This window comes from Arthrobacter antioxidans (assembly GCF_023100725.1).
Lineage (GTDB): Bacteria > Actinomycetota > Actinomycetes > Actinomycetales > Micrococcaceae > Arthrobacter_D > Arthrobacter_D antioxidans.
The window spans coordinates 3,019,659-3,037,944 of record NZ_CP095501.1; the positions used below are offsets into that span (position 1 = coordinate 3,019,659).

At 70.3% G+C, this 18,286-nt stretch carries 19 protein-coding genes and 2 tRNA genes; 5 read left to right on the plus strand and 16 right to left on the minus strand.

All coding sequences use genetic code 11. From position 1 onward, the window contains the following. Window positions 1-141: 141 nt before the first annotated feature. Complete coding sequence (locus MWM45_RS13930) at window positions 142-612, plus strand: hypothetical protein (RefSeq protein WP_247826951.1); 471 nt, start codon at window positions 142-144, stop codon at window positions 610-612. A 338-nt stretch (window positions 613-950) separates the two neighbouring features. Here the strand turns inward: MWM45_RS13930 and MWM45_RS13935 are convergent, their stop codons facing one another. From MWM45_RS13935 to MWM45_RS13955, 5 genes are all read right to left on the minus strand, one after another. After that, window positions 951-2,042 (minus strand): UDP-N-acetylmuramate dehydrogenase, encoded by a 1,092-nt coding sequence (locus MWM45_RS13935; RefSeq protein WP_418909695.1) that lies wholly within the window; start codon window positions 2,040-2,042, stop codon window positions 951-953. Continuing rightward, window positions 2,039-2,479, minus strand: a complete 441-nt coding sequence (locus tag MWM45_RS13940; protein WP_247826952.1) for a MaoC family dehydratase — start codon at window positions 2,477-2,479, stop codon at window positions 2,039-2,041. The genes MWM45_RS13935 and MWM45_RS13940 overlap by 4 nt, the downstream gene beginning before the upstream one ends. Window positions 2,480-2,481: 2 nt before the next feature. Beyond that, window positions 2,482-2,931 carry a MaoC family dehydratase N-terminal domain-containing protein gene (locus tag MWM45_RS13945; protein ID WP_247826953.1) on the minus strand — a complete coding sequence of 150 codons (450 nt, stop codon included), beginning with the start codon at window positions 2,929-2,931 and terminating at the stop codon, window positions 2,482-2,484. 91 nt (window positions 2,932-3,022) lie between these two features. After that, entirely contained in the window at window positions 3,023-3,253 is a 231-nt protein-coding gene (locus MWM45_RS13950; protein ID WP_247826954.1) for a hypothetical protein, read from the minus strand. A 33-nt stretch (window positions 3,254-3,286) separates the two neighbouring features. Then, complete coding sequence (locus MWM45_RS13955; RefSeq protein WP_247826955.1) at window positions 3,287-4,405, minus strand: DUF2797 domain-containing protein; 1,119 nt, start codon at window positions 4,403-4,405, stop codon at window positions 3,287-3,289. A gap of 3 nt (window positions 4,406-4,408) precedes the next feature. Between MWM45_RS13955 and MWM45_RS13960 the strand changes: the two genes are divergently transcribed. After that, entirely contained in the window at window positions 4,409-4,831 is a 423-nt protein-coding gene (locus tag MWM45_RS13960; protein ID WP_247826956.1) for a pyridoxamine 5'-phosphate oxidase family protein, read from the plus strand. An 11-nt stretch (window positions 4,832-4,842) separates the two neighbouring features. Here MWM45_RS13960 and MWM45_RS13965 read toward each other — a convergent pair whose 3' ends face one another. The 3 genes from MWM45_RS13965 to MWM45_RS13975 form a co-directional block, all read right to left on the minus strand. After that, entirely contained in the window at window positions 4,843-5,913 is a 1,071-nt protein-coding gene (locus tag MWM45_RS13965) for an ATP-dependent DNA ligase (protein ID WP_247826957.1), read from the minus strand. A gap of 132 nt (window positions 5,914-6,045) precedes the next feature. After that, window positions 6,046-6,612: a type 1 glutamine amidotransferase domain-containing protein gene (locus MWM45_RS13970; RefSeq protein WP_247826958.1), complete on the minus strand. Its 567-nt coding sequence runs from the start codon at window positions 6,610-6,612 to the stop codon at window positions 6,046-6,048. 109 nt (window positions 6,613-6,721) lie between these two features. Next, complete coding sequence (locus MWM45_RS13975) at window positions 6,722-7,306, minus strand: helix-turn-helix domain-containing protein (RefSeq protein ID WP_247826959.1); 585 nt, start codon at window positions 7,304-7,306, stop codon at window positions 6,722-6,724. 93 nt (window positions 7,307-7,399) lie between these two features. Between MWM45_RS13975 and MWM45_RS13980 the strand changes: the two genes are divergently transcribed. From MWM45_RS13980 to MWM45_RS13990, 3 genes are all read left to right on the plus strand, one after another. Next, entirely contained in the window at window positions 7,400-8,500 is a 1,101-nt protein-coding gene (locus MWM45_RS13980) for an NAD(P)/FAD-dependent oxidoreductase (protein WP_247826960.1), read from the plus strand. Next, complete coding sequence (locus MWM45_RS13985) at window positions 8,490-9,122, plus strand: class I SAM-dependent methyltransferase (RefSeq protein WP_247826961.1); 633 nt, start codon at window positions 8,490-8,492, stop codon at window positions 9,120-9,122. The genes MWM45_RS13980 and MWM45_RS13985 overlap by 11 nt, the downstream gene beginning before the upstream one ends. A 71-nt stretch (window positions 9,123-9,193) precedes the next feature. Next, window positions 9,194-10,363, plus strand: a complete 1,170-nt coding sequence (locus MWM45_RS13990; protein ID WP_247826962.1) for an RtcB family protein — start codon at window positions 9,194-9,196, stop codon at window positions 10,361-10,363. Window positions 10,364-10,452: 89 nt separating this feature from the next. On the opposite strand, the gene MWM45_RS13995 is transcribed toward MWM45_RS13990, so the two are convergent. From MWM45_RS13995 to MWM45_RS14030, 8 genes are all read right to left on the minus strand, one after another. After that, on the minus strand, window positions 10,453-11,241 hold the full coding sequence (locus MWM45_RS13995; protein ID WP_247826963.1) for an endo alpha-1,4 polygalactosaminidase: 789 nt from the start codon (window positions 11,239-11,241) through the stop codon (window positions 10,453-10,455). A 141-nt stretch (window positions 11,242-11,382) separates the two neighbouring features. After that, a tRNA-Met gene (locus MWM45_RS14000) sits at window positions 11,383-11,456 on the minus strand. 55 nt (window positions 11,457-11,511) lie between these two features. After that, a tRNA-Thr gene (locus MWM45_RS14005) sits at window positions 11,512-11,583 on the minus strand. A gap of 125 nt (window positions 11,584-11,708) precedes the next feature. Then, window positions 11,709-13,628: a DEAD/DEAH box helicase gene (locus MWM45_RS14010; protein ID WP_247826964.1), complete on the minus strand. Its 1,920-nt coding sequence runs from the start codon at window positions 13,626-13,628 to the stop codon at window positions 11,709-11,711. Window positions 13,629-13,964: 336 nt separating this feature from the next. Continuing rightward, on the minus strand, window positions 13,965-14,621 hold the full coding sequence (locus tag MWM45_RS14015) for an MOSC domain-containing protein (RefSeq protein WP_247826965.1): 657 nt from the start codon (window positions 14,619-14,621) through the stop codon (window positions 13,965-13,967). A gap of 56 nt (window positions 14,622-14,677) precedes the next feature. After that, a complete protein-coding gene (locus tag MWM45_RS14020; RefSeq protein ID WP_043440482.1) occupies window positions 14,678-15,352 on the minus strand; it encodes a response regulator in 675 nt (224 codons plus the stop codon). After that, window positions 15,349-16,893, minus strand: a complete 1,545-nt coding sequence (locus MWM45_RS14025; protein WP_247826966.1) for a sensor histidine kinase — start codon at window positions 16,891-16,893, stop codon at window positions 15,349-15,351. Before MWM45_RS14025 ends, MWM45_RS14020 begins: the two co-directional genes overlap by 4 nt. Continuing rightward, window positions 16,893-18,263, minus strand: a complete 1,371-nt coding sequence (locus MWM45_RS14030) for a glycosyltransferase 87 family protein (protein WP_247826967.1) — start codon at window positions 18,261-18,263, stop codon at window positions 16,893-16,895. The genes MWM45_RS14025 and MWM45_RS14030 overlap by 1 nt, the downstream gene beginning before the upstream one ends. Window positions 18,264-18,286 lie beyond the last annotated feature (23 nt).

Consider the following 18,286-nt stretch of genomic DNA (forward strand, 5'->3'; position numbering starts at 1 on the left):
CCTCGCACCACGGCGCCGACTGTGCATCGGCACCCTTGCAGAAACGAGCACCGCCGAAACGAGCACCGCCGAAACGGACGGGCCAAAAGGTCAGGCCAAAGGCCGGGCCAAAAGGTCGGAGGTCACAGGAAGGATGGGCGCATGGATCCCGTGAACGCAGATATCGTCCTCCGGCGTTTCTTCGCGGCCAGCGGCCATACGCGGCACCCCGAGAGCCTGCTGCGGTACGAGCGGATCCAGGACCACCTCCGCGCCTACCTGGAACACGTTGCTGTGACGAGGCTGACGGACGCCGAGCAGGAACTACTGGCACTCGAACGCCAGTTCGGCACCGAGGACGCCTACGTCCGGGTCATGGGTGCGCGGCAATTGCTGCACGCCCTCCCGGAGTTCCTTGCAGCACCGCAGCTCCTTCCCGACTTCCACGATCGCCTCGCACAGATCAGCGTCGCCTCACGCCTGGCCCAGTGGCTCTGCTCACGGCAGCTCGTTCAGCGCGAGGACAGCTGGAACGACGTCGTTCTCACGCGCGCTGCCGCCGAACGGGCACGCCGCTCCCCCGCGCGCTGGGTGAACCCGGTGAACAGGCGACCGACCCTACCGAACCAGTAGATCGGCTGGCCTGGCAAGGCCGGAGGGCCGACGGGCCTGACGAGGCCGGAGGGCCCACCCTGACTACCGGACCATCGACCGGGCATCCGGACCCACCGGCCGCCGGCAGGGCTGCCGGACCGGTCACCGACCGGGCATCCGGACCCACAGGCCGCCTGCAGGGCCGCCGGCAGGGCTGCCGGACCGGTCACCGACCGGGCATCCGGCCCCGTGGGCCGTTGAGCCTGACCACGCCGGTGCCGACGGCCATCGGGCAGCCGCCACCGACTACCGGGCGGCGGGACGCGGACGGCGCGGCCGACGAGGAGCAGTTCGACCTCTACGCCGCCCGCGACCAGTTACAGGGCGCAGTTGATGAGCAACGGCTCGGGCTCCAGCCGGATCCCGAAGGCGCGCTCCACGCCGTCCCGCACGAGACGGGCGACGGACAGCAGGTCCGACGCCGAGGCTCCGCCCCGGTTGGTCAGCGCGAGCGTGTGCTTCGTCGACAGCGAGGCCCGACCGCCGGCCGCAACGAACCCGTCGTCGTCCGCAAGGCCGAACCCCTTGGAGAACCCCGCGTGCTCGATGAGCCAGGCCGCACTGAGCTTCACGCAGCCGTCCTCACCGGACGGATACCGGGGGGCGTCGGCCGGCAGCCGATCCGCGACGTCCTGCGGGACGATCGGGTTGGTGAAGAACGATCCCGTGCTCCAGGTGTCCGGGTCCGGCGCGTCCAGCACCATGCCTTTGCCCGCTCGCAGCCTGAGCACCTCACGGCGTACGTCGTTGGCATAGGCACGCGCGCCGACCTCGACGCCGAGTGCACGGGCCAGCTCCGCGTACCGGATGGGGGTGCTCATGCGTCCGAGGCCGAGCTGGAACTCGACCGTCAGCACCACATAGCGCGGCGATCCGTCGACGGTGCTGCGCTTGAGCAGGGAGTCCCGGTAGCCGAACTGCAGCTCGAAATTGGTGAAGCTCTTGATGCTGTCCGTCTCGCGGTCGAACGTCCGCACCGTGGCGATGGTGTGGGACACGTCCGAGCCGTAGGCTCCGACATTCTGGACGGGCGTCGCACCCGTGGAGCCGGGAATGCCGGAGAGTGCCTCGAGACCTGTGAACGCGTGCAGGACGGTGTACTTCACGAGGTCGTCCCAGTCGTGCCCGGCCTGCACCTTCACCATGACGCCGCCGCACGTGGCGTCGTCGTCGTTGACGGTGAAACCGCTCGAGGTGACACGGACGACGGTGCCGGCGAAGCCGGCGTCGCCGATCAGCAGGTTCGACCCGCCGCTGATGATGAGCAGCGGGTCCCCTCCGGCGTCGGCGGCCCGGACGGCCTCCACGATCTCCTGTTCGGTCGTGGCCTCCACGAGGGTGCGCGCGGGCCCTCCGACACGTGTCGTCGTGAGGTCGGCCAGCAGCGTGTCGGTCAGGGGCACGGTCATGGCAGTCTCACCACGGCCTGCGCCTTCACGAGCACCTTCTGCCCGGCGAACGTCACGGTGAGGTCGATCCTCGCCGTCGACCGCTCGGTGTCGATCGCGCCGACGACGCCCGTCACTTCCACCACGGCTCCGGGCTCCCCGGGCCGCGCCGTCGTGTCCTCGACGACGACGGGCTTGGTGAAGCGCGTCTGGTAGTCGATGACGGCGGCGGGGTCGCCGGCCCAGTCGGTGACCAGCTGGACGACGGCACCCATGGTGAACATGCCGTGGGCGATCACGCCGGGGAGTCCGACGCCCTCGGCGAAGGCCTGGTTCCAGTGGATCGGGTTGAGGTCGCCCGAGGCTCCTGCGTACCGGACGAGGTCCTGGCGGGTGATGTCGATGGTGGTGGAGCCGATCTGCCGGCCCACCTCGAGCGTGCTGATGGAGACTGCCATGGCTACTGGTCCTCCCCTCGGACGAGGAGCGAGGACGTCGTGGTGGCCGTCGGCTCGCCGTCGACGGTCGAGATCTCCGCTCGCGTGGTGATCATCGCGCCACCGCCCATGGCTCGCACCTGGTCGACGTGGAGTTCGGCGACCAGCTGGTCGCCGGCGAGGATGGGGCGGTGGTGGATGAAGCGCTGGTCGGCGTGGACCACACGGGTGAAGTCGATCCCCGCGCTCGGGTCTGCGATGAGCTGCGCGTCGGCACGCTGGGCGACGATGATCGCGAATGTGGGCGGGGCCACGAGGTCCCGGTGCCCGAGCGCTGCCGCGGCCTCGACGTCGTAGTGCGCCGGGTGCGTCGCCTTGACGGCCCGGGCGAAGTCGCGGATCGCCTCACGGCCCACGGAGTAGGTCTCTCCTGCGGGGTAGCTGCGCCCCTGCAGGTCTGGGTCGATGGTCATGGTTCCTCCGATGGAAACGGCGTCGGGCGGGCGGGAGATCCTGGTTGAAGGCGCGGGAAGGGGACGGCGTCGGCCGTCGGGCTGAGCGGGCTCAGCGCCGGTCCCTGAGGCGGCGCCGGGTGTCGCGCGAACGCACCACCATGCCCGCGAGGTGGCACACCATGCCGACCACGATGATCGGGATGCCCGTGAAGACGAGCGTGCGCTGGTCCGTGACGGCTCCGACCACGGCGATGAGGATGCCGAGCGCCGTGGTCGCCAGGGCGGAGACCACCAGCTTGCGGTACAGGTCCGAGCCGGTCTCCCAGGGCGTATTCAGCATTCCCCGATTCTACTGCCGCCCGCCCCTCGGTCATCAGAAGAGCGCTTCCTGGACAGCCGGCACCGGCGTGCTGAAGTCCCCGGCCCTGAGCCGCCGACCCTTGAGCTGGGCCAGGTCCGCGACGAACACGAGGTCCGAGCCATCGATCGAGACCAGCGCGGACGGGCCGAGTACCTCGCGGACGGTGACGCCGTGCCGGCCCTGGCCGAGCGGCGACGGGTACGGCTGCAGTCCTCGCCGGCTGAGGACTGCGGACCACGACGACGGCGGCTCGAACTCCTCGTGCACCACCACGAAACCCTCGATCCCCATACCCCCGGCCAGCAGTCCCCGGGCTGCCAGGGCGAAGCCGTCGTTGACGTGCTCCAGCTGCACGGAGGGCAGCGGCGCGCACAGGGACGCGGCCTTGGTGGCGGATCGCACGGCCTGCGGCAGGCCGACCGTGCGCGTGACCTCGTCCTCGAGGATCCGGACGATCCGCCCGTCCCGGGCGTGTGCAACGTACTGCGCGACGACGGCGCCCTGCTCCACGAGGCGAGCCCGCTTCCGCAGGTGCGACGCCGTCCCGACCTTGGTCGAGCCGTCCGCGAAGGTCGCCACGTAGAGCCAGTGCGGCTGGTCGAGGTAGCGCTTCAGCCCGGCGGGGGCGATGCCGGAGCGGTGGATGTCGTGCATGAAACGGAGGTCGTCCTGTGCGAAGCACCGCCCGCACTGGGAGCCGCGCTCGGACGGCGCCTGGTCGGCACACCGCACCCATGTGCGATCGTCCCGACCATGGACCCGGTGGAAGCCGAGGCAGTACTTCCCTTCGGCGGTGATCTCGAAGGCCAGTCTCGTGCCGGGAGTGAGCAGCAGTTCGTGCCGCCCCTCGTCCTCCTCACCGGAGTCCCCGGGCAGCGCCGACACCTCGTGCATCGACAGGGCCGGACCGGCCTCGTGCCAGGTGACGCCGCTGCAGAGATAGGTGGGTTCCACAAATCCAGCGTAGAGGCCGGCGCCGACAACGACGGCGGGACGTGCGGACTCCGGCACCGAGCGTTCCCCGGGCATCAGGGCCGACCGGCTCTGGTGCCCGCAGCGGACGTCGGCGACACTGGTGCCGCACCACCCCCGCGTCCACCAGCCCGGACGCCCGACGCCCAGGAGGATCACGCCATGGAAAGTGACGAACGACCCGGAACCGTCCTGTCCGAAGACGAAGCATGGGACATGCTGAAACGCTCCGAGTACGGTCGCCTCGCCGTGAGCGTGCTGGGCGAGCCGGACATCTATCCGCTCAACTTCGTGGCGCACAACGGAACACTGTTCATGCGGACGAATCCGGGGACGAAGCTGGCTGAACTCACGGTGAACGAACGCGTCGCCTTCGAGGTGGACGAGGTGAACGACGACGAGGCGTGGAGCGTGGTGCTCAAGGGCACGGCCCGGGTGATCGTGGCGCAGTCCGAGGTGGACGAGGCGGACACGCTACCGCTCAAGCCCTGGATCCCGACACGGAAGTACACCTACGTGGAGATCACGCCCACCTACATCCATGGCCGCCACTTCGAACTGGGCGAGGAACCGGAGCGGTACTGAGCTGCCGGGGGTCACCCCGGAGACGCGGTCCCGCCCGCCAGGACCCGGCTGAGGTCGTAGGCCGCCGGGAGGTCGAGCTGGTCGAAGGTGCAGGAGCGGGCCTCCCGGTCCGGCCGCCACCGTTCGAACTGGACGGTGTGGCGGAAGCGGTCGCCCTCCATCTGGTCGTACCGCACCTCGACCACGCGTCGCGGATGGAGCCGGATGTAGGAGACGTCCTTCGCCGAGGCGAACCGGCTACGCTCGGTCGCACCCAGTTCCGCCGCGCCGTCGTCGTCGCGCATCACGTCCTGCTCCAGCTCGTCGACCAGCTCCAGCCGACGCGCGGCCGAGAACGCGGAGATGCCGCCCACGTTCCGCAGCGTGCCGTCGTCGTCGTGGAGACCGAGCAGCAGCGACCCCACCCCCTGCCCCGACGTGTGGATCCGGTAGCCCAGCACCACGGTGTCCGCGCTGCGGTGGTGCTTCACCTTGAGCATGCGCCGTCTGTTCGGTTCGTAGGCGGCGGCCAGCGGCTTCGCGACGACGCCGTCGAGACCCGCGCCTTCGAACTCCACGAGCCAACGGCGCGCGAGCCCGACGTCGCGCGTGACCTGCGAGAGATGGACCGGCTCCGCGAAGGACGCCCCGAGCTCCTCCAGGGCCTTCCGGCGCTCGTCGAACGGGACGCCCGTCAGGTCGGCCCCGTCCAGGGCGAGGAGGTCGAAGGCGATGAACGACGACGGCGTCTGTTCCGCCAGGAGCCGCACCCGGCTCTCCGCCGGGTGGATCCGCTGCGACAGGGCGTCCCAGTCGAGCCGCTCCGCCCCGGGGTCCCCCTTCCGCACGACGATCTCGCCGTCCACCACGCAGCGCTCGGGGAGGTTCTCGAGCAGTGCGTCGACGAGTTCCGGGAAGTACCGGGTGAGCATCTTCGAACCCCGGCTGCCGATCTCGCAGGTGCCGTCCGCGATCCTCACGATCGCCCGGAAGCCGTCCCACTTGGGCTCGTACACGAGGCCGCCGGGCACGCTGTCCGGCTCGGGGACGGCAGCGACGGCCCTGGCGAGCATGGGCCGGACGGGGAAGGGGAGGTCGGTCATGCTCCGATCCTGTCGTATCGGCCAGGACTTGACCATGACCGTCACGATTCCGGAACCCCCCCGGCCCCCTGACGACACGGCAGGGCCCGCCGGACGGCGGACCCTGCAGGGGTGTTCGGGTGCGTGTCCGGGTTACGGGGTCTGGCCCTCGTGGGGGCCTTCCTCGATCTCCTCGAGGAGCTTGTCGTTGAACGCCTCGAGGTCGTCCGGGGTGCGGCTCGTGACCAGTCCCTGGTCCACCACGACCTCCTCGTCGCTCCAGTTGGCCCCCGCGTTCTTCAGGTCGGTCGCGAGCGTGTGGTAGGACGTCAGGTCCCGGCCGCTCACCACGCCGGCGTCGATCAGCAGCCAGGGGCCGTGGCAGATGGACGCGACGGGCTTGTGCTGCTCGAAGAACGCACGGGTGAACGCCTGGGCACCCTTGTCGACGCGCAGGAAGTCCGCGTTCACCACGCCGCCGGGCAGGACGAGTGCGTCGTAGTCGTCGGCCTTCGCATCGGCCACGGCGAGGTCCACCTCGAAGGTGTCACCCTTGTCCATGCCGTCGAAGCCCTGGAGGGTGCCGGTTCTCGGCGAGACCAGGGTGGGGACTCCGCCCGCCTCCTTGACCGCGTTCCAGGGGCTCGTGAGCTCGATCTGCTCCACCCCGTCCGTCAGCAGGAATGCGACCTTCTTGCCGGAAATGTCGTGTTCGGACATGCTGTTCTCCCTTGCGTAGAGCGTGGCTGTCGTACCACGTCCAGCCTAGGAACACGCCGGATCATAAGCAAGCTGAGTAATGACCCGCCTGGACGACACCGCGCCGGGGCTAGGTCCGCTTCGGTCGGGCCCTGACGTGCATCCGCTCGCCCTGCTGGCCGAAGAGACTGATGAGCTCCACGGGCTTCCCGTCGGCACTGGCGAACCAGTGGGGGGTGCGGGTGTCGAACTCGGCGGCCTCGCCCGCTCCGAGCACGAAGTCGTTGTCGCCGAGGACGAGGCGGAGGGAGCCGTTGAGGATGTACAGCCATTCGTAGCCCTCGTGGACCTGCGGATCCGGTTCGGTGCCGCGCGCATCACCGTCGAGCACCATCTTGAACGCCTGCATGCCGCCGGGGCGGCGTGTGAGGGGGATGGCGGTGACGCCGTGGTACTCGACGGGACGCAGGTGGATGCGGGGGTCGCCGGTCGGCGGGGCTCCCACGAGATCGTCGAGCGGCACCCCGTACACCTGGGCGATGGGCAGGAGGATCTCGAGGTTCGGGCGCCGCCGGCCGGATTCGAGCCGCGACAGCGTGCTCACGGAGATGCCGGACGCCGAGGACACGTCCCCGAGTGTGAGATTGCGGTGCGCCCGAAGGGCACGGAGGCGGGGGCCGACGGCGTCGAGCACCGCGTCGAGATCTGCGGTCATGACCCGATTTTGCCATACCAGCAAAGAAGTTTGCACTCCGGGCGGTAGTCGTCCGATGCTGGAGGACATCGGCACACCAGAAGGAGAACCACGATGCCACTCACCGATCACACCCTGCAGGAGCGGTACGACGTCGTCGTCATCGGCGGCGGACCCGCGGGCCTGAGCGCGGCCGTCACGCTGGGACGCGCCCTCCGCTCCGTCGTCGTCCTCGATGCCGGGCAGCCGCGCAACGCACCCGCCCGGGGCGTCCACGGCTTCCTCGCCCGCGAGGGCATGAGCCCCGCCGCGCTGCTCGACGCCGGCCGCGCCGATGCCGAGAGGTACGGCGCGACACTCGTCCGGGCCGAGGCCGTGCACGTCCGGCGCGTCACCGACGGCTTCGCCGTGGCACTGGCGGACGGGCGCGGCGTCGTCGGGCGGCGCCTGCTCCTCGCCACGGGCCTCGCGGACGGGCTGCCGGCGATTCCCGGTCTGCGCGAGCAGTGGGGTGCGGGCGTCGTGCATTGCCCGTACTGCCACGGGTACGAGATCCGAGGACAGCGCATCGGCGTCCTCGGGACCGGACCGATGTCCATCCACCAGACGCTCCTGTTCCGGCAGTGGTCGGAGCACATCACGCTGTTCCTCGACGACACGGTGATTCCGACGGACGAGGAGTGGGACACGCTGGCCGCCCGGTCGGTCCGCGTGGTGGACGGTGCCGTCGCCTCCGTCGACCAGGTGGACGGCGCCCTGACCGGGGTGACGCTGCGGGGCGGTACGGTCTTCGGCCTGGATGCCCTCGCCGTCGGGACGCGGATGGAAGCCCGCGGTGACCTGGTCGAACCGCTGGGCCTCGCTCCGCAGGATCATCCGTCCGGCATGGGCCACTCGATCGCCCCCGGTCCGATGGGCTCCACCGCGGTACCCGGGGTGTACGTCGCGGGCAACGTCTCGAATCTCTCCGCGCAGGTCGTCGTCGCTGCGGCCGAGGGCACCATGGCGGGTGCGGCGATCAACGCCGACCTGGTCGCGGAGGAGACCGCCTGGGCCCTCGACGGCTACCGCGGACCCTTCTCGGCGTCGTCGGAGGCCGGCGTCTCCGAGCGCGTGCTTGGTGTCCGGCGCCACGGGCTGGATGATGGTCCGGCCATGGGCGCCTCCGCGCCCGCCGGGTCGAAGCGTCGGGAAGAGGTACGCCGTGTCGGTTGAGTACACTCAGGAGTTCTGGGACGACCGCTACCGGCAGCATGCATCGAGGATCTGGAGCGGCGACCCGAACCGGCAGCTCGTCGCCGCGGCGCAGGACCTGTCGCCGGGCCGGGCGCTCGACGTCGGCTGCGGGGAGGGAGCCGACGCCGTCTGGCTCGCCTCCCGGGGATGGACCGTCCTCGGCGTCGACGTCTCCGAGGTGGCCCTCTCCCGTGCCAGGACCCACGCCGAGGCGCTCGAGGAGCCGATCACCGATCGCCTCGAGTGGCGGCACGTGGACCTGCTGGCCTCGCCGGAGCTCCCGGGCGGACAGGACCTCGTGTCCATCCAGTTCATGCACCTGCCCGATCCGGACCGTTCGCGGATCTTCAAGCAGCTGGCGACGCTCGTGGGCATCGGCGGCACCCTCCTGATCGTCGCCCACGACCCCTCGGACCGGCACGCCGGAGTCGGACGGCCGCCGCACGCCGAGCTCTTCTACACCCCGCAGCAGATCGCCGCCCTGCTCGACGACTCCTGGGACATCCGGGCCTGCGAATCCCGCCCGAGGACCCAGCGCACCCCGGACGGCCGTGACGTGACCATCAGGGACGCCGTCCTCCAGGCGGTACGGCTCCGCTGAGGCGGGTGCAAGGCCGTGGCCGGGCGGCACACGCCGTGACGGTCCGCCCGACTCCTCGATAGCCTCGGGGGATGGACTGGATCAGCGAAAGCTACGTCAATTTCGCGAGCATCATCGACGACGCGACCCTGGCACAGAACAGGATGACCAGTTCCATGCCGTTCGTGTACCCGCACTTCGCCTCCATGCCCGACGCCCATCTGGGCAAGGGCTGCGCCGTCGGCTCGGTCCTGCCGACACTCGGGGCGATCATCCCGGCGGCCGTCGGCGTGGACATCGGCTGCGGGATGGTCGCGGTGCGGACCGACCTCACCGCCGGTGACATCGCCCACCTGGACCGCCGTCGCCTGCGCGAGGCGATCGAACGGGCCGTACCCCTCTCCGCGGGCAACAACAACAAGCGGGTGGGCGCCTCGGCCCAGCCGCGCGTCGACGACCTCGAGCGCGGCGCGCGGTCCGCGGGCTTCGACCCGGCGAGCTACGTGAAGGACTGGCGCCTGCAGCTCGGCACGCTCGGTTCGGGCAACCACTTCATCGAGGTGTCGCTCGACGAGCAGGACGACGTCTGGCTCTTCCTCCACTCCGGGTCCCGGGGCATCGGCAACCGCATCGCGCTGCGCCACATCCGCGCCGCGCAGGACTACTGTGCACGGCGGTCCGTCAGCCTGCCGCACCAGGATCTCGCGTACCTGGAGGAGGGCACGCCGGAGTTCGACCGCTACCTCGCCGAGCTGCTGTGGGCGCAGAGGTTCGCCCTGCTCAACCGCGAGGAGATGATGGATCGCGTGGTCCGCCGGTTCACGGACTGGGTCGGCACACCGGTGCAGGAGCGGGAGCGCATCAACTGCCACCACAACTACACGCAGCGGGAGACCCACTACGGCAAGGACGTCTGGCTCTCCCGCAAGGGTGCGATCGCCGCGGACCCGGGGCGTCCCGGCCTGATCCCCGGCTCGATGGGCACACGCTCCTACGTGGTGACGGGTCGGGGCAGCAGGGAGGCCATGGACTCGGCGCCCCACGGCGCCGGACGCGGATACTCCCGCACCGCGGCGCGCAGGACGTTCAGCCAGGACCAGCTCCGGGCGGCCATGCGCGGCATCGAGTACCGGGACACCCCGGCGTTCCTCGACGAGATCCCGGCCGCCTACAAGGACATCGACGTGGTCATGCAGGACGCCAGGGAGCTCGTGGACGTGCGCCACACGCTCCGTCAGATCATCAACGTCAAGGGCGACTGACACCGCGCCGTGGGTCGGCTGCCCCTCCCGGTCGCGGGCCGGTGCACACGGCACCCGCGTCAAGAACGCGGCAGGTCGGACCCGGACAGTCAGCAGTCCCGGTAGAGGTAGCCGGGATCTCCCGGCGTCACCAGGTTCCTGTCGCGGAGCACCGTCGACTCCGGCCGGTCCGGCGCGGCACAGGGGTCTGCGTCGCCGGACTCCGCCGGGTACTCGATCGCCAGGACGGCCTGCCCGTAGACGTCCGTGTACGCACCGCATTCCTCGAACTCGACGCACTGCTCGGCGACGGCGAAGTCGAACCCGGCCGCCTCGAGTGCTGCTGATTCCTCGGCCGCGTTCTTCTGCCCGACCAGGAGGCCGAGATCGTCCGCCCGCCCGGCCAGCGTCGTCGCCAGCTCCAGGTTGTCCGCCAGGGTCAGGCGCCCTTCCGACCGGACGTACGAGTCCAGATTGTCCAGCTCGACGGCGTCGAACCCGCGATCGGCGCAGGACTCCAGGCCCTTCCCGATCCGCTCGGCGATCGCCCCGCGCCCGGCGTCCGTCGAGGTGTCGAGGAGGTACTCGTCGGGCCAGTCCTGGTCTGCGAGCGGCACACCGTCGACCTCGAGGACCAGGCCCTCGGCACGCCAGGCGGACAACTCCCCCGGCTGCGTCTGGAACGCGTTGAGGTAGCAGATCGAATACAGGCCGTCCGCCGGATCGTCGGAGGCATCCCGCACCACGACCCCCACTCCCGCCGGCGGTTCGTAGGCGCCGCCGAGCTGGTAGTCCAGCGGGGCGCCCGCAGGGAAGCCGGCGACGTCGGTCTGCGGCGCGCAGGCCACGAGCACCGGAACGGAGAGTGCAGCAGCGGCGATGCGTCCGAGAAGTCTCACCAGGTCACCGTAGTACCAGCCCCGGCAGACCCCAGCCGGGGCTACACGGCGAGCGCACGTCCGGGAACAGGGAGGACGACGAATCCGGGCACAGAGAAGGCCCCGGAGCCGAAGCTCCGGGGCCTTCCGTGGTTTCTCCTGTAGCGGTGGTGGGACTCGATCCCACGACCTCACGATTATGAGTCGTGCGCTCTAACCAGCTGAGCTACACCGCCCCAAATGAGTCTGCCCGCACCGATCAAATGATCGTCACGGGCCCCCTCATTTGCGAGCCCCCCACCGGAATCGATCCGGTGACCTCGTTCTTACCAAGAACGCGCTCTACCACTGAGCTAGGGGGGCAACAGCAAGAAACTTTACCAGTTCCCCGCCGCTGGTGCGAAATCGGCGGCCACCCCGATCGGCGGCCACCGGATTCCGCATCGGACCCGTGCAGGCACGGGTCCGATGGGTCCGTCAGCTAGGCCCTACCACTGCTCGGACTGCGTGCTGGGGCGTCCTGCCCCGGCGCCGGCGCCCTTGGCCTGGCGTGGCTTGCGGTTGGCGTCGCCCGAGAAACGGGTGTCGCCGTCGCGCTTCGGGTAGTCCTTCTTGAAGGGCTTCTTGAACTCGCCCGCACCACGGTTGCCCGCGGGCTTGCGGCCCTTGTCGAGCTCCAGGTGGATCAGCTCGCCGCCGATGCGCGTCTTGGAGAGCGCCCGCAGCTGGTCCTTGGAGAGATCGGCGGGCAGTTCCACGAGGCTGTGGTCCGCACGGATGTCGATGCCGCCGATCTGCGAGGAGGACAGGCCGCCCTCGTTCGCGATGGCCCCGACGATCGAGCCCGGCATCACGCGCTGGCGACGGCCCACCGCGATGCGGTAGGTGGCGTTGCCCTCGGTGAGCGTGCGCGTGGGGCCACGGGACCCGAAGGCGTCCTTGCGGCCGTCGGCGCGCTCGCGCTGGCCGGCAGGAGCCACCGGGATGTCCTGGACCAGGACGGGCTGGCCGCCCTGCGCCATGATGGCGAGGGCTGCGGCGATCTCGGCGGCCGGCACGTCGTGCTCGACCTCGTAGTTCGCGATCAGGTCGCGGAACAGCGAGACGTCCTCGGTGGCCAGCGTCGTGGTGATCTTCTCCGCGAACTTGTTCAGGCGCAGCTCGTTGATCTTCTCCGTGGAGGGCAGCTGCATCTGCTCGACCGGCTGGCGCGTGGCCTTCTCGATCGAACGGAGCAGGTACTTCTCACGGGGGGTGATGAAGAGGATCGCGTCGCCCGAACGGCCTGCACGGCCGGTGCGGCCGATGCGGTGCACGTAGGACTCGGTGTCGTGCGGGATGTCGTAGTTCACGACGAGCGAGATGCGCTCCACGTCCAGGCCACGGGCGGCGACGTCCGTGGCGACGAGGATGTCGATCTTGCCGTCGCGCAGCGCCTCGACGGTGCGCTCGCGCTGCTGCTGGGGGATGTCTCCGTTGATGGCTGCGGCCGAGAAGCCCCGTGAACGCAACTTGTCCGCCAGGTCTTCGGTCGCCATCTTGGTGCGGACGAAGGCGATGATGCCGTCGTAGTCCTCCACCTCGAGGATGCGGGTCATCGCGTCCAGCTTGTGCGGGCCCATGACCTGCAGGAAGCGCTGACGCGTGTTGGTGCCCGTCGTCGTCTTGCCCTTGACCGAGATCTCGGCGGGGTCGTTCAGGTACTTCTTGGCGATGCGGCGGATGGCCGGGGGCATCGTCGCGGAGAACAGGGCAACCTGCTTCTCGGCCGGGGTGGAGGAGAGGATCTGCTCCACGTCCTCGGCGAAGCCCATGCGCAGCATCTCGTCGGCCTCGTCGAGCACCACGTACTCGAGGTTGGACAGATCGAGCGAGCCCTTGGAGATGTGGTCGATGACGCGCCCGGGGGTGCCGACGACGACCTGCGCGCCGCGGCGGAGCCCGGCCAGCTGGGGGCCGTAGGGCGATCCGCCGTAGACGGGGAGGACGGTGAAGCCCTCCATGTGCTTGGCGTAGGAGGTGAAGGCCTCCGCGACCTGCAGCGCGAGTTCGCGGGTCGGTGCGAGGACCAGGACCTGCGTGTTCTTGCTAGGGCCGCCGTTGACGTCGGCGAGCTCGGCCATCTTCGACAGCGCGGGGATGGCGAACGCGGCGGTCTTGCCGGTGCCGGTCTGGGCGAGGCCGACGACGTCGCGGCCCTCGAGCAGGGCGGGGATGGTCGCTGCCTGGATGGGTGAGGGCTTCTCGTAGCCGACGTCGGTCAGGGCGGCGAGGACGCGGTGGTCCAGGTTCAGGTCGGTGAAGCGGACCTCGGCGGCGTCGTCCTCGGCCGGCGCGGCGGGGGCCGTCGCGGTCTCGTCGGTGACGGGCGTGGAGTCGGTGATCTGTTCGGACAGGTTTTCAGGCACGGGAAATAATCCTCCAGGTAGGTGCCGGACGGCCCTGGCAGGATGGAGCCCGCAGTGCCGAATGAACGTAGGAATCCGGCACTGTTTCAATCCCGGCGCCGAACTCCGGTCACACGGTTCTCCCTGCTCTCTCAGCAGTGACGTGTGACGTTTCTTCTAGCCGGCGCTCCCTGATGAATCTGCTCGCGAGCCTGTGCTCCGAGCCCCAACACAACCAATCCGGCCCGAGAGGGCGGACATAAAGGGAATACCGGTGTGGGGGATGTTCCCAGTCTACGGCACACCCGCGTCGCCCCGAGCCAGAAGGGCGACGGCGGCCGGGTGACGTTCGGCACGTCAGGCCGGCGCCGCGACCTTCCGGGCGTGCAGGGCGGCCTTGCGCACCTGCGGGGTGAGCGTCAGGGCTCCCCGGGCTGCGGCATCGAGGAGCGCCAGGGCGCGTGTCTCGTCGAGGCCGGCGTACACCTGGGCTGCCGTGACGCCGTGGTCCGGGACGCTGCTGATCCGGATCGCATCTCCGGCCGTGATGCTGCCCTTCACGACCACGCGCAGGTAGGTCCCCACGCGGTTGGCCTCACTGAAGCGCTTCACCCAGGACTTCTCCCCGAGGTACCGCGCGAAGTTCACGCACGGCGTCCGCGGCATGGTGACCTCGAGGACCACCTGCTCCCCCACGCTCCAGCGTTCCCCGATGACCGCGTTGGAGGCGTCGATCCCGGCGACGCGGAGATTCTCGCCGAAGAGGCCCGGGGTGACGTCCCGCCCCAGCTGCGCAGCCCAGAAGTCGGCGTCCTCCTGCGAGTAGGCGTAGAGGGCCTTCGTGGGCCCGCCGTGATGCTTGCGGCTGGCCTGGATGTCCCCCGTGAGTCCCAGCGGGTGGACGTCCACGGGCCCGACGACGGCCCGTTTGTCGATCGCGGTGACGCCCGTGGAGTCCCTCGTGGGCAGGAGTCCGTGGACGCGGCACACCGCGAGGAGGGTACCGGAGGTCATGGCCACCATCCTAGGTCGCGTCCGGGTGACTCCGGGACTGTCGGCGGACACGGCGCTCACGGCTCGAACCGGTACCCCATCCCGCTCTCCGTGAGGAAGTAGCGGGGCGTACCGGGGTCCGGCTCGAGCTTCTTGCGCAGCTGCGCCAGGTACACGCGGAGGTACTGCACGTCCTTCGCGTAGGCCGGACCCCAGACGTCCAGGAGCAGTTGCTGCTGCGACACGAGCCGGCCGGGATGACTGATCAGCCGGTCGACGATCTTCCACTCGGTGGGTGTCAGCCGGACGTCCTTGCCGTCCCTGACCACGCGGCGTGCACCGGCGTCGAGGGTGAAGTCGGGGGTCACGATGACCGGGGCCTCCGCCGCGATCGCCGACCGCCGGGCCGCGACGCGGAGCCGGGCCAGCAGTTCGTCGAGGCCGAAGGGCTTCGTCACGTAGTCGTCGGCACCCGCGTCGAGCGCGTCCACCTTGTCCTGCGATCCGTGCCGCGCCGACAGCACGATGATGTGGACCTGCGACCACCCGCGGATCCGCCGGATGACGTCCACGCCGTCGAGGTCCGGCAGGCCCAGGTCCAGCACGATGATGTCCGGGTGGTGCTCGGCGGCGGCGGCGAGCGCGGTCTCGCCGTCGACGGCCGTCACGCACTGGTAGCCGTAGGCGCGGAGGTTGATCTCGAGCGCCCGGAGGAGCTGCGGTTCGTCGTCGACCACCAGCACGCGCGTCACAGCTCCGCCGCCCCCGTCGAGATGGGCAGGCGGATCACGAGGGTCAGGCCGCCGCCCGGCGTCTGTTCGGCGTCGAGCACGCCGCCCATCACCTCGGTGAAACCCTTCGCGACCGCGAGCCCGAGCCCCACGCCGGCACCCGACGGAGCGTCGTCGAGGCGCTGGAACGGACGGAACATGGCGGCGACGTCGTCCCGCGACACGCCGCGCCCGTGGTCGATCACGCGCAGCTCGCTGGCGGGGAAACCGTTGATGAGCGCCCTGCCGGTCCCGCCGACCGACGCCGTCACCTCGATGGGCGACCCCGGAGCGTACTTCACCGCGTTCTCCACGATGTTCGCGAGCACGCGCTCCAGCAGTCCCGGATCCGCCTCGATCGCGGGGAGGTTCGGCGGGATGGCGACGTGCACGCGGTCCGCGGGGACGCCCGCGAGGGCGGGCCCGACGACGTCGATCCACCGGAGCGGGCGCAGCAGCGCGTTCACGGCGTCGCCGGTGATGCGCGACATGTCGAGGAGGTTGTTCACGAGTGCATCCAGCCGGTCGGAGTAGTCCTCGATCGTCTCCAGCAGCTCGTCCTCCTCCTCCCGGGTGAAGCTGAGCTCGGAGTGCCGGAGGCTGCTGACCGCCAGTTTGATGCCGGTCAGGGGCGTGCGGAGGTCGTGGGACACCGATCGCAGGATCGCCGTGCGCATGACATTGCCCTCGATCAGCCGCCGGTTGGTGCGTGTACTCCTGATCAGTTCCTGCCGCTGGAGCATGGACCGCAGCTGCCCGGCGAACGCGGTGAGGAGGCCGCGCTCGCGCGCCGACAGCTGGTGGCCGTAGAGGGCCAGCGTGACGTCGCCGTCCACCGGCTCGACGGTGGTCGCCCCCTCCGGTGTCCAGGCGTCCGCTCCGCCGCGCCCCTCCCGCGCCACGCCGCGCTGGTCCGGCCCGGGGTCGCGGGCGTCGCGGACCGCCAGCGCCGTCCGCTCCACGCCGGGGCTTGTCGTGGCGCCCGGGTCCCCGGAGGCGTCGGTCGGGGCCGCTGCCCGGTCGAACAGGGCGACGGCGTCGACGTCGAACTGGGTCTGGACGTGCCGCAGGAAGCCCTGCAGCGTGTCCTCCTCCGCGAGCGCGCCGCGGGCCAGCGCTCCGAGCAGCGCCGCTTCCTGCTGGGCCAGCGCCGCCTCGCGGGATCGCTGCGCGGACAGCCCCACCACGAGGGAGACGGTCACCGCGACGGCGATGAAGATCAGCACCGTGGCGAGGTTCTCGGCGTCCGCGATCTCGAGGGATCCGAACGGCTCGGTCGACGTGTAGTTCAGGATGATGCTGCTCCACAGCGCGCCCAGGAGGGCCGGCCAGAGGCCGCCGATCAGCGCGACGGCGATGACGCAGGCGAGCTGGAAGAGGACGTCGACCGCGAGCAGGGAACCGCCCGCCCTGAACACGGCCGCCTCGAGCAGCAGGGGCAGGACCAGCGCGACGGCGTATGCGGCAACGAGGCGCAGGCGCCCGACGGGAGCCGCGAGGGTACGCCGCGCCGCCGGTGCCATCAGCGGTGCGTGGGGTTCGGGACGGCGTCGTCGGCCGTGGGCGCGGGGTGGTCCGCCCCGGTGCCGGCGATGCCCTGCTCACGGCTGCCGTGAGCAGGGCTGCCCGGCGCGCTGCTCGATATGGGCGCGTTCAGGGACCGCCGGGCGCGGGACAGGAGGACCCAGAAGACGGTGATCGCGAGCGCGCAGAACACGCCGGCGCTGGAGGCCATGAGCCAGCCCGTGGTGAGCTGCGAATCGAGGTCCTCGGCCCCGAACAGCAGGCCGATCGTCTTCGGCGAGTAGATGAAGACGGGGAGGGTCACGACGACGAGGATCGCCGCCGTCGTCCGGTAGGCAGACAGGACCGCGGGGAGCCCGGCCGCCTGGCCGGCGAGGACCGCGAGCACGATGACGATCCAGACCCAGTGGTGGGACCACGAGATCGGCGAGATGAGGAGCATGAGCAGCGAGGTCATCGCGATCGGCAGGAAACGGTCACCGTGGTGTCTCGAGGAGCGGATGACGTACGCGGTCGCGGCGACGAGCAGGAGGGAGACGACCAGCCACGGGATGGTGGAGGGGAACTCGGGGCCCAGGAAGTGGAGGATGGTCCCGCGGACCGAGAGGTTGTCCACGTACCCCTCGCCGCCGATGCGCCCGGTGTCCCGCAGCATCTGCAGCCAGTAGGTCATGGATTCGCGCGGCAGGAGGAGGAATCCGAGGGCGATGGTCCCGAAGAAGCCGCCCGCCATGGTGAACAGCTGCTTCCATTCGCCGCGGACGAGGAAGTACAGGCCGAAGACCAGCGGCGTCAGCTTGATGCCGGCGGCGATGCCGGTGAGCAGGCCGGTCGGCAGGCGGCGGTGCGGCCCCGAGAGGAGGTCGGCGGCGATCATGGCGAACAGCACGATGTTGACCTGCGAGAACGCCATGGTCTCCCGCCACGGCCCCAGCAGGCACACGAGGCCGGTCCCGGCGATCGCCAGCGGCAGGGCGGTCGGGTGGCGGAGCACGTCGCGGACGGCGCTGAAGCCGCCGAGGTAGCGGGTGATGAGCAGCGACGTCGCAGCCGCGATGAGGACGGACAGGGCGACGAAGAGCGCCGCCCCGGTCTCCGCGCTCACCACCGTCAGCACGGTGAAGACGAGCGCGGCGAACGGGGGATACGTGAAGAGCAGGGATCCTTCGCCTTCGCCGAAGGAGCGCGAATACAGCGACCCGTCGGCGTCGACCACGGACTGCCCGCCCATGCGGTACACGCGGAAGTCGAGGCCGATGAAGTCCGCCCAGGCGAAGGCCCAGGCCGCCAGGACTCCGGCCACCACCACTGCGGCCACCAGGCCCAGCGCCCGGTTTCTCGCCGACACTGGAGCACTGCGCTGGCTCATTCTTCTCCTCCGAGGGATCGGGT